Genomic DNA, 10,102 nt, shown 5'->3' with positions numbered 1-10,102 from the left:
TCGGCCCTATACTTGCCCGACTCCAGTTTCCTGATGCTCGCCATGCGTAATCCGTGCGTGAAATATGCGTAAACCGCGCGCGGAAACCTGCGGAAATGGCAGGAAAAGATCAAGCCCCGTAGGGCATGACCTTGAATAACATCCTGATTTTGCACGCATAGACGCGAAACCCGGAAATCCATGGTGCGGGACAAGGGACTCGAACCCTCACGCCTTGCGGCGGCGGCACCTAAAGCCGCTGCGTCTACCATTTCGCCAATCCCGCACGAATGTTTCTGTGATTACGCAGGGCGTGGCATCTTGGCAAGCGGCTCTCCTTGCTTGTGACGAAAAGGGGGCTCTGCCCCCGGCGGAGAAGAAAGGGGGCTCTGCCCCCTCGGGCCTGCGGCCCTCACCCCCGGGATATTTTCGGAAAGATGAAAGCAGAAGGGGGCGCGGCCCGGAAAGTCAGCCGGCCAGAACCTTGCGGAAGCGGATCAGCGTGATCGCGAGAGAGACCGAAGCCATTGCCGCCATCGCCAGCATCTGCCCCCAGACCAGCGCAAACCCGGCGCCGCGGTAGAGCACCGACTGGGTGAAGGCGACGAAATGCACCGCCGGGTTGACGAACTGCATCGCGGCGCGCAGCCAGTCGGGCTGCGATTCGGCCGGGGTCATGCCGCCCGAGAGCAGGATGATCACCACGATCGTCGGGATCACCAGCAGCCCATATTGCCCCATGTTCTTCGTGAAGGTCGACAGCAGCAGTCCGAGGCTGGCGGCCGCGATGACATAGATCGCGGTGCCCATCGCGAACAGCACCAGAGAGCCCGCCACCGGCACGCCCAGCATCAGCTGCACCACCACGTTCAGCGCGAAGATCGCCGCGACCAGAATCACCGCGCCGTTCGCCAGGATCTTCGACAGCACGATCTCGTGCGGGCGGACCGGCATGACGAGGACATGCTCGATCGTGCCATGCTCGCGCTCGCGGATCAGCGAGGCACCGGCGAGGATCAGCGTCAGGATGGTGATCGAGTTCATCAGCTGCATCACCGAAGCGAACCAGCGCGAGGTGAGATTCGGGTTGAACCGGTTCGAGAAGATCACGTTGACCAGCGAGGTGCTGGTGCTGTGGGTGAAGCGGGCGATCTCGCCGGCGAGGAGCTGCTGCATGAACGAGGCGCCGTTGCCGGCATGGGCGACGGCGGTCGCGTCGACATCGAGGTTGAGCGTCACGTTTCGCCCGGCGAGCAGGTCTTTCTCGAAATCCGGCGGAATGGTGAGCACGAGGATGTATTGCCCCTGCACCTGCGCCGCTTCGGCTGCGGCGGGGGAGAGGACCGGGGGTTCGCGGAACATCGGCGGGCGGATCGCGCCGATCAGCCGCGAGGAGAGCTGACTGTGATCCTCGTCGACCACGGCGACGGAGAGGTCGCGGATCTCGGTCGAGATGGCATCGGCGACGATATAGGTGGCGACGGTGAAGACGAAGACGATCAGCGTCAGCATCACCGTGTCGCGCCGGATCGCGCGCAGCTCCTTGAGGGTCAGGTTGAGGATCGTGCCGAGCGAGCGTTTCAGCGACATGTCTCAGGCCTCCTGCTTGCGCAAGAACAGCGTGGCGGCGACCAGATAGGCGAGGCCGAAGCCCGCCAGCACCGCGACATTCGGCCCGGCCTCGGGCCAGCCGTAGCCCTTCACGAAGGCGCCGACGCTGACGTGCTGGAACCATGAGCCGGGGAAGATCTGTCCGATCAGATGCGGCACGGGGGCGAGCGAGGACACCGGCACGATGAGCCCCGAGAAGTTCATCGCCGGGATGATCGTCGCCACCGCCGTCGCGAACACCGCCGCGACCTGGCTGGAGGTGAACGTCGAAATCAGCTGTCCGAAGCCGGTGGTGGCGATCACGTAGACCAGCGAAGCGGTGGCCAGCATCGGCAGGCTGCCGGTGAAGGGCACGCGAAATACCGTCAGCCCCATCAGAAACAGCACCCAGAACGCCCCCCAGGAGATTGCGATATAGGGCAGCTGCTTGCCGATCAGGAATTCGAGCCGCGTGATCGGAGTCGAACGGAAATTTGCGATGGTGCCGGATTCGACCTCGCGCACCACGCCGATGGCGGCCATCACCGCCGGGATCAGCAGCAAGATCATCATCAGGATCGAGGGGACCATGGCGTTCGCGCTCTTGAACGCCTGATTGAAGCGGTAGCGGCTGACGATGCTGACCGGGCTGGCGCTGCCGCCCTGCTCCTCGATCACCCGGGTCTGATAGGCCGAAAGCAGGCCGAGCGCGTAACCGCGCGCGGTCTCGGCGCGGAAGGTCATGGCGCCGTCGAACCACAGCGAGACCTCGGGCGTGCGGCCGGCGGCCAGATCCCTGCCGAAGCCGCTCGGGATTTCGAGGGCCACGGTGGTGCTGCCGTCGCCCATCTGCGTATCGAGCTCATCATGGCTGGTCAGCGGCGGGCCGGCGGCAAATTGCCGGATCGAGGTGAACTGTTCGGTGAGTGCGCGGCTTTGTGCCGTCCGGTCAAGATCGAGCACCGCGAAGCGCAGCCGGTTCACGTCGAAGGAAATGCCGAAGCCCACCGTCAGCAGCAAGATCACCGGCCCGGCGAGGGCGAAGAACAGCCGGATCGGATCGCGCATCAGTTCCAGCGCCTCGCGCCAAGTATAGGCCCACAGCCGCGTTGCCGCGCGCTGCACGAGCGAGGTCTCGACCCGGCGTTCCGTAGTCAGTGCGGCGCTGTCGGTCGCGGTGTCGGTCGTTCCGGCCCGGCCTATCTCGTCCTCGAGATAGGCGATGAAGGCCTCTTCCAGCGTCGCAGCGTGGCGCCGTTCGGTCAGCTCGGCCGGGGTGCCGACGGCCAGCACGCGGCCCGCGTGCATCAGCGAGATCCGGTCGCAGCGCGCCGCCTCGTTCATGAAATGGGTCGAGATGAAGATCGTCACGCCCTTGTCGCGCGCGAGCGAGATCAGGATGCGCCAGAACCCGTCGCGCGCCACCGGATCGACGCCCGAGGTCGGCTCGTCGAGGATCAGGATGCGCGGCTCGTGGATCGTGGCGACGGCGAGCTGCAAGCGCTGCCGCATCCCGAGGGGCAGCGCGTCGGGCAGGGCGTCGGCGACCTCGGTCAGCTCGAATTCCTTCAGCACCTCGGCGACGCGGGGGGCCTGCCGCGCGGCGGGGATTTCGTAAAGCCTTGCGTGCAGTGCGAGGTTCTGGCGCACCGTCAGCTCAGTATACAGCGAGAAGCTTTGCGACATGTAGCCGATGCGCAGCCGCGACTGCATGTCGGAATTCGTCAGCTCTTCGCCGAACAGGCGGGTCTCGCCCTCGGTCGGCGTCAGGAGGCCGGTCATCATCTTCATCGTCGTCGACTTGCCGCAGCCGTTCGAGCCGAGGAAGCCGAAGATTTCGCCCTCGGGGATCTCGAAGCTGACGTTGTCGACCGCGGTGAAACTGCCGAAACGCATGGTCAGATCGTGCGCCTCGATCGCCGGGACCTTGCCGGGGGTCTCGATGCGCGGGCGCAGCACCACGGGCTTGTGGGCGGCGCGCTCGGCTTCGGGCAGAAGCGCGATGAACGCGGCGTCGAGCGTGTCCTCGCCCGCTTGCGCCCGCAGCTCGGCCGGGCTGCCCGAGGCGATCACCTTGCCGCCGTCCATCGCGGCGAGCCAGTCGAAACGCTCGGCCTCTTCCATGTAGGCGGTGGCGGTGATCACGCTCATCCCCGGCATCCGGGCGCGGATCGAGTCGATCAGCTCCCAGAACTGGCGCCGCGACAGCGGGTCGACGCCGGTCGTCGGCTCGTCGAGGATCAGCAGTTCCGGATCGTGGATCAGCGCGCAGCACAGCGCGAGCTTTTGCTTCATCCCGCCCGAGAGCTTGCCCGCCGGCCGCGCGAGAAACGGATCGAGCCCGGTCGCCGCGGTCAGCATCCGGATGCGGGCCTCGCGCTCGGCGGGTTTCTGGCCGAACAGCCGGCCGAAGAAATCGAGGTTCTCATGCACGCTGAGCGTCGGGTAGAGGTTCCGCCCCAACCCCTGCGGCATGTAGGCGATGCGCGGCGCGTTGGCGGCGCGGTCCTTCGCGCCCGCCATGTCGCGCCCGAGCGCCGAGATCGTTCCCGTTTGCAGCCGCCGCACCCCCGCGACCAGCGCGAGCAGCGTCGACTTGCCCACCCCGTCCGGCCCGATCAGCCCCGCCATGCAGCCCGCCGGGATCTGCAGGCTGACCGCATCGAGCGCGGCGACCTTGCCGTAACGATGGCTGACCCCGTTCAGTTCCGCCGCGAATTCCATCGCGCGCCTATTGCGGCAGCTTGACGGTCAGGTTGGCGGGCCACCGGGCCGCCGGATCGTTGCGTACATAGCCCATGCCGCGCACGCCCACCTTCACATATTGCTGAAATTTCTCCAGCAGTTCCTTGGGGATAGACAGCTTGACGCGGAACACCAGCTTGGCGCGTTCCTCGGCGGTCTCGACGCTTTTCGGGGTGAACTGCGCCTCGGGCGAGATGAAGGTCACCCTGGCCGGGATCACGTATTGCGGGATCGCGTCGAAGATCAGCCGCGCGTCGTCGTCGCTCGACAGCGTGGCGACGGTATCGGCGGGCAGGTAAAGGTTCATGTAGACATCGGTGAGGTCGAGCAGCGTTACCACCGGCGTTCCGGCCGCGATCACTTCGCCGGGTTCGTGCAGCCGGTATTCGACCCGGCCGGCCAGCGGCGCGCGGATCGTCAGATCGTCGAGTGCGACCTGAATCGCCTGCACATTGGCCTGAGCCGAGGCGATCAGCGCATCCGCGGCCGAGACCTGCGCCGTCGCGCTGGCAAGCCCCGCCTGTGCCGCCTTCAGTCCATTCGTCGCATCGTCGAGCGTCTGTTTCGCCGCGATCCCGCCCACCTGAAGGGCCGTGGTGCGCTGGAATGTGGTCTCGGCATAGGAGAGCGCGCTTTCCGCCTGCTGCACCGCGGCCCCGGCCTGTTCCTTCGAGGCCTTGGCCTGCAGCACCGAGGCTTCCGCAGCGGCGAGCTTCGCCTGAACGTCGCGGTCGTCGATGGTGGCGATCACCTGGCCTGCGGTGACCACATCGCCTTCATGCACCGTCACCGTGGCGATGCGCCCGGCGTATTTCGAGGCGACATCGACGCTTTGCGCCTCCAGCCGGCCGTTCGAGGAGGCAATCCCCTCATCGGCCGATTTCAGTCCGAGCGTCACCAGAAGGTTCGAGAACACCCCTTCCGCCAGCACCGGCGCCGGCAGCATGGCCCCCGTCGCGATCAGCGCGGCCGCCAGAGCTGTGCGCGCAAGCGGCGGAACACGAAGGGAATTATCACGGGGCATCACGGGTCTCCTGTGCCACGGGTGCAATCCGGCGCAGGTTCGGCCGCAACGGGGGGGAAGTCAACGGCAGGAATCCCTGCCGTCGGGTGAGGTTACGCGTCCGGAGCGTCTCCGCCCCGCCGGCCCATCCGGCGCAGCGCGCGAAACAGCGCGAAGAGAAGGGTCAGCGTGCCGCTCATCGCCTCGGCCCGCGCGCCGATGCCGGTCAGCCGCTCGACCGCGACGGCGGTGCGCTCTCGCGCCTCGACCTCCATCTGTTCGAGCGCGTCGAGTTCCGTCGAGCGCGGCGTGCTGCCGGCATAGATGCCGGCGACGGCCGCGATCAGCAGCCAGCCGGCCCCGGCGATCGCCGCCGCCCCGATCGGCCCCATCCACAGCCGCAATCCCATGTAGGCCGCCGCCGTGCCGAAGCCGAGCGCGACCAGCGCCGCGAGCGCCGCCACCACGCCCGCCACCACGCGCCGCAGTGCAAGCTGCAACAGCACCTGCCGGCGCAGCCAGGCGATGCGGCCATAGGTCCGGGCGGTTTCGAGGGTCTGCATTCCGGTCTCCCGTCGGGGGTCAGCGCCGCTTGTGGCTCAGCGACAGGCCGAGCGCGACCCCGAGGCCAAGCGCCGCCATCGCCGTCGCCAGCGGATATTTCGCGGGGATCTCGGCGGCCTTCTCGCCGACCGGGCCGAGCATCGCATTCAGCTCGTCGCGCAGCGCGCCGAGCTTCTCGCGGATGTCGCCCAACGGGTCGCCGTCGGGGCCGGTTTCCTTGTCGGGGTCGATCTCTTCGGCCAGCTCTTCCAGATCGGTCTTGGCCTTGCGCGCGGCCTTGGCCTCGGCAGCTTTCAGGGCCTTGCGCAGTTCGGCAATCTCGTCTTGCACGTTCATGGCAGTTCTCCTGTCAGTTCGACTGAGGTTTCACGATACCGCCGAAACGGCAATCCGGCCAGAGACTTGTTCGGCCGGCCGGATTGCTCCTTCGCGAGGGGCTCAGCGCGCGCACAGGGTGATGAGCACCGCGATCTCGGCGATCTGCTGCGAGGCGCCGAGCACGTCGCCGGTCTGCCCGCCGATCCGGGCCTTCGCGATCAGCGCGAGTGCGGTGACCGCAAGCGCCGCCAGCACCGCCGCGGCGAACCCTTGCGCGAAGACCACCAGCGGCACCAGGCCGATGACGAAGGCCGCCGCCACGCGCAGCCCGTCGACCTCGGCGGCTGCATGGCCAAGCCCGTCGGCGCGCGCCGGTTCCAGCCAGGCCATCAGTGCGACCGGGGCGACGCGGCTGGCCATCGCGGCGACGATCAGCGCGGTCGCGGGCTCCGGCACCGCGGCCAGCGCCGCCCACCGCAGCCCGACCGACAGCACGATCCCGAGCGCACCATAGGAGCCGATGCGCGAATCGCGCATGATCTCCAGCCGGCGGGCGCGGTCGTATCCGCCCCAGAAGCCGTCACACAGATCGGCGATGCCGTCCTCGTGCAACCCGCCGGTCAGCGCGATCTGCGTCGCGAGCGCGAGCCCCGCCGCCACCGTCGCGGGCAGCCCCGCGGCGAGCGCGAGGCTCATCACCGCAGCGGCCACGACCCCCACCGCCAGACCGGCGAGCGGGAAGGCCCAGGCGGCGTCCGCGAAGCGCGGCGCGGGCTCGGGCAGGCGCCCGGCCGGCAGCCGGCTGAGCAGCATCAGCGCCAGACGTGCCTCGGCGAGCCGGCTCATTTGTCGCTGACCCCGGCCTCGCCGAAGGTCGCCATGCCGTTGTGACACGCCAGCGCCGCGCGCAGGATGCCAAGCGCCAGCGCCGCGCCGGAGCCTTCGCCGAGCCGCATCCCGAGGTTGAGGATCGGCTCCTTGCCCATCGCGTCGAGCAGCCTGCGGTGACCGGGTTCGACCGAGACGTGCCCGACGAGGCAGTGATCCAGAAGCGCCGGCGCCGCGCCGAACAGCGGCGCCGCGGCCGAGGTGCAGATGAACCCGTCGAGGATCACCGGGATGCCGCGGCTGCGCGCGGCCAGCGTCGCGCCGCAGATCGCCGCCTGCTCGCGCCCGCCGAGCGCGGCGAGGATCCCCATCGCATCCTTGCCGCCATGCAGCGCCAGACCGCGTTCGATGGCGTCGATCTTGCGCTTCACGCCGGCGTCGTCCGAACCGGTGCCGCGCCCGACCCAGCCTGCGACCGGCCCGCCGAACAGCGCCGCCGCCACCGCCGAGGCGATGGTCGAATTGCCGATGCCCATCTCGCCGAGGATCAGCACATCGGCATCCGCCCGCACCGCCGCCGCGCCGCGGTTCATCGCGTCGAGGGTCTCGGCCTCGGTCATCGCCGGGCCTTGGGTGAAATCGGCGGTCGGGCGGTCGAGGTCCAGCTCCACCGCGTCGAGCTCCGCCCCGGTCACGGCGCAGATCTGGTTGATCGAGGCACCGCCCGCGCGGTAATTCGCCACCATCTGCGCGGTGACTTCCTGCGGATAGGGGTTCACGCCCTGCGCGCAGATGCCGTGATTGCCGGCGAAGACGATGGCCTGGGCGAGCGCGATCTCGGGCCGCGCGGTGGCGCGCCAGCCGGCCATGAACACCGCCAGCTCCTCCAGCCGGCCGAGCGAGCCCGGCGGCTTCGTCAGGCTGTTCTGACGCGCGAGCGCGGCCTTGCGCGCGGCTTCGTCGGCCTTCGGCAGGCTTGCCGCCAGCGCGGGAACTTCGGACAGGGACGAGATACGGAAATCCATCATTTCACCTTCAGGGGAAGGCCCGCGACGGCGAGGATCACCTCATCCGCCACCTTGGCCACATCTTGGTTCATCAGCCCGGCGGCATCGCGAAACCGTCGGGCCAGCGCATTGTCGGGAACGATGCCGAGGCCCACTTCGTTGCTGACCAGAACCACCGGCGCGCTTTGCCGCGCGAGGGTGGCGGTGAGGCGCTCCGTCTCGGCGCGCCAGTCGCGCTCGGCAAGCATCAGATTGGTCAGCCACAGGGTCAGGCAATCGACGAGGCGGGGCGTGCCGTCGCTGGCCGCGATCGCCGCCGGCAGATCGAGGGGTTCGGAGACCGTGCGCCACTCCGGCCCGCGGCGGGCCTGATGGCGGGCGATGCGCTCTGCCATCTCGTCGTCTAGGGCCTGAGCCGTGGCGATGTAGGTGGCGGGCGCGCCGAACCCTAGGGTTCGCTCCTCGGCGATGGCGCTCTTGCCAGAACGCACCCCGCCGGTGACGAGGATCGTATGCCTCATCGGATCTCCCCTTGTTCCCCGCCCCGGTTCAAAGCAGAAAAGGGACCGCGAAGACAAGGAGAAACGGCGATGGCGACGGAGCTGATCGTGATCCGGCACGCGCCTGCGCTGGACGAGGGGCGGGTGGCCGGAAGGCGTGACGTTGCGGCCGCGCTGCCCGACGTCACAGCGCTGGCCGGGCGGATCGGGGCGGTCGACGGCGTTCTTGCCTCGCCGGCACGGCGCTGCATCGAGACGGCGCGCGCCCTCTGGCCCGGTCGCGCCATCGCCGAGGACGCGGCCCTGTGGGAGCAGGATTTCGGCGACTGGGAAGACATGCCGCGCACCGATCTGCCCGACCTCGGACCGCTGAGCGCCGCTGAGCTGGCGGCTCATGCGCCGCCGGGTGGCGAGAGTTTCGCCGCGATGTGCGCCCGCGTGGCGCCGGCGCTCGACCGGATCGGGGCGCTTGGCGGGCGGCGGGCGGTCGTGGCCCATGCCGGCACGGTGCGCGCGGCGCTCGCGCTCGCCACAGGCTCGGTGCCGGGCGCGCTGGCGTTTCAGGTGGCGCCCCTGTCGCTCAGCCGGTTTCTGTGGCTCGGCGCCGGGCAATGGGCGGTGATCGGGGTGAACGGATGAGTTTCGCGCTGATGATGCTGGTCGCGATGGCGGTCGATCTGTGCTTCGGCTGGCCCGATGCGCTGTTTCGCCGGATCGGCCATCCGGTGACATGGCTCGGCGCGCTGATCTCGGCGCTGGAGGGGCGGCTGAACCGCCGTCGCCGGCCGGCGGGCGTGGCGGTGGCGCTGATCGTGATCGGCCTCGCGGCGGGGATCGGGGCGCTTCTTCAGGCGCTGTTGCCGGAGGGCTGGCCCGGCGTGCTGATCGGCGGGGTTCTGGCCTGGCCGCTGGTCGCGGTGCGCTCGATGCACGATCACGTGGCGCGGGTGGCCGGGCCGCTGATCGCGGGCGATCTGGCGGGCGCGCGGGCCGCCGTCGCGATGATCGTCGGCCGCAATCCCGAGACGCTCGACACGGCGGGCGTGGCGCGCGCGGCGCTGGAAAGCCTGGCCGAGAATACCTCGGACGGGATCGTGGCGCCCCTGTTCTGGGGCGCGGTCGCGGGGCTGCCGGGCATCGCCGCCTACAAGGCGATCAACACGCTCGATTCGATGATCGGGCATCGCAACGCCCGGTTCGAGGCCTTCGGCTGGGCCTCGGCGCGGATTGACGACGTGGCGAACCTGATCCCCGCGCGGCTGAGCGGGGTGCTCTTCGCGCTGGCCTCGGGGCGGGGCTGCGGGCGGGCGCTGCGCATCATGTGGCGCGACGCGCGCCATCACCGCTCGCCCAACGCCGGCTGGCCCGAGGCGGCGCTGGCCGGCGGACTGGGCGTGCGGCTCTCGGGGCCGCGGATCTATGGCGGCACGGTCTCGGACGAGCCCTGGCTGAACCCCGGTGCGCCGGATCCGACCCCGGTGGATCTGAACCGGGGGCTTGTGCATTATCGCCGGGCGATCGCATGGATCGCCCTGCTTCTGGCGCTCGGTGCGTCGATCGGAGGATGA

Annotated in this window: 10 protein-coding genes and 1 tRNA gene; 2 read left to right on the top strand and 9 right to left on the bottom strand. The window is 69.2% G+C overall.

The window, feature by feature from the left end; translation table 11 throughout:
* Nucleotides 1-181: 181 nt before the first annotated feature.
* The 9 genes from CG50_RS11285 to cobU form a co-directional block, all read right to left on the bottom strand.
* Nucleotides 182-265: transfer RNA gene (locus CG50_RS11285), tRNA-Leu, on the bottom strand.
* A gap of 182 nt (nt 266-447) precedes the next feature.
* On the bottom strand, nt 448-1,569 hold the full coding sequence (locus CG50_RS11280; RefSeq protein ID WP_036638338.1) for an ABC transporter permease: 1,122 nt from the start codon (nt 1,567-1,569) through the stop codon (nt 448-450).
* Nucleotides 1,570-1,572: 3 nt separating this feature from the next.
* Nucleotides 1,573-4,293 carry a ribosome-associated ATPase/putative transporter RbbA gene (gene rbbA, locus CG50_RS11275; RefSeq protein ID WP_036638336.1) on the bottom strand — a complete coding sequence of 907 codons (2,721 nt, stop codon included), beginning with the start codon at nt 4,291-4,293 and terminating at the stop codon, nt 1,573-1,575.
* A gap of 7 nt (nt 4,294-4,300) precedes the next feature.
* Complete coding sequence (locus CG50_RS11270; protein WP_036638334.1) at nt 4,301-5,338, bottom strand: HlyD family secretion protein; 1,038 nt, start codon at nt 5,336-5,338, stop codon at nt 4,301-4,303.
* 92 nt (nt 5,339-5,430) lie between these two features.
* On the bottom strand, nt 5,431-5,880 hold the full coding sequence (locus tag CG50_RS11265; protein ID WP_036638333.1) for a hypothetical protein: 450 nt from the start codon (nt 5,878-5,880) through the stop codon (nt 5,431-5,433).
* A 19-nt stretch (nt 5,881-5,899) separates the two neighbouring features.
* Nucleotides 5,900-6,217, bottom strand: coding sequence for a hypothetical protein (locus CG50_RS11260; RefSeq protein WP_036638331.1), 318 nt, complete (start codon nt 6,215-6,217; stop codon nt 5,900-5,902).
* Nucleotides 6,218-6,319: 102 nt separating this feature from the next.
* Nucleotides 6,320-7,045, bottom strand: a complete 726-nt coding sequence (gene cobS, locus CG50_RS11255; protein ID WP_036638328.1) for an adenosylcobinamide-GDP ribazoletransferase — start codon at nt 7,043-7,045, stop codon at nt 6,320-6,322.
* The gene (gene cobT / locus CG50_RS11250) at nt 7,042-8,052 is read right to left on the bottom strand and encodes a nicotinate-nucleotide--dimethylbenzimidazole phosphoribosyltransferase (RefSeq protein WP_211248606.1); all 1,011 of its coding nucleotides are present in this window, start codon (nt 8,050-8,052) and stop codon (nt 7,042-7,044) included. Before cobT ends, cobS begins: the two co-directional genes overlap by 4 nt.
* Nucleotides 8,052-8,555: a bifunctional adenosylcobinamide kinase/adenosylcobinamide-phosphate guanylyltransferase gene (gene cobU, locus CG50_RS11245; protein ID WP_036638324.1), complete on the bottom strand. Its 504-nt coding sequence runs from the start codon at nt 8,553-8,555 to the stop codon at nt 8,052-8,054. Before cobU ends, cobT begins: the two co-directional genes overlap by 1 nt.
* 69 nt (nt 8,556-8,624) lie before the next feature.
* Here cobU and CG50_RS11240 point away from each other — a divergent pair, with 69 nt between their 5' ends.
* Together CG50_RS11240 and cbiB are read left to right on the top strand one after the other, a co-directional pair.
* On the top strand, nt 8,625-9,173 hold the full coding sequence (locus tag CG50_RS11240) for a histidine phosphatase family protein (RefSeq protein WP_036638321.1): 549 nt from the start codon (nt 8,625-8,627) through the stop codon (nt 9,171-9,173).
* The gene (gene cbiB, locus CG50_RS11235; RefSeq protein ID WP_036638319.1) at nt 9,170-10,102 is read left to right on the top strand and encodes an adenosylcobinamide-phosphate synthase CbiB; all 933 of its coding nucleotides are present in this window, start codon (nt 9,170-9,172) and stop codon (nt 10,100-10,102) included. Before CG50_RS11240 ends, cbiB begins: the two co-directional genes overlap by 4 nt.

The sequence above is a fragment of the Paenirhodobacter enshiensis genome, assembly GCF_000740785.1.
GTDB lineage: Bacteria > Pseudomonadota > Alphaproteobacteria > Rhodobacterales > Rhodobacteraceae > Rhodobacter > Rhodobacter enshiensis.
Note: the sequence above shows the minus strand (reverse complement) of the source record. Positions and strands in the feature narration are given on the sequence as shown.